Source organism: Ferruginibacter profundus, assembly GCF_054783275.1.
Window position 1 is genome coordinate 1 of sequence record NZ_BAAGQW010000026.1, and the last position, 524, is coordinate 524.

1 pseudogene is annotated in these 524 nt (G+C 47.5%); it reads left to right on the forward strand.

Annotated features, from left to right (window positions below):
* Window positions 1-368: 368 nt before the first annotated feature.
* A pseudogene (locus ACYVM0_RS27010) lies at window positions 369-470 on the forward strand (hypothetical protein); the annotation flags it as partial.
* Between the last annotated feature and the right edge of the window lie 54 nt (window positions 471-524).

Below are 524 nucleotides of genomic sequence, written 5' to 3' on the forward strand. Positions count from 1 at the left end.
GCGGCATCAGTGCGACGCCTTGTGAGCCAAGGAGTTGAATTACCATGTTGTCTTCCTAAGACCGCTTGGCCTCCGACTTGCTGGAAGTGCAATTCACCTTATCGGGCTATGTGCGCCAGCCGCGCGCAGCCAGCGGCGACGCACAGGGAGAAGTCGGATCGTAGCCATGTCGTTCTGTGAGCCAAGGAGTTGGACTTGTAAGTTGTCTTCCTAAGACCGCTTGGCCTCCGACTTGCTGCAAAGACAATGGGGATCGGAGCTACTACACTAACTACAAAGCTAGATACAAACAAAGCTTACAAGGGTTATTATTACTACACGAGCCTACGACAACAACCCTAATATTTTTTTTTTAAGTCGCTGATGCTCTAAAGCTAGTAGTAAAGGAAACAGTAATTCCTGCTCATGCTACGGTAAGTCTATTTTATCTAGCTCCTATTATTACACTAGTATTTAGTCTACTAGGATAAGTCGGAGGCCAAGCGGTCTTAGGAAGACAATAGCTTGCCACAACTCCTTGGCTC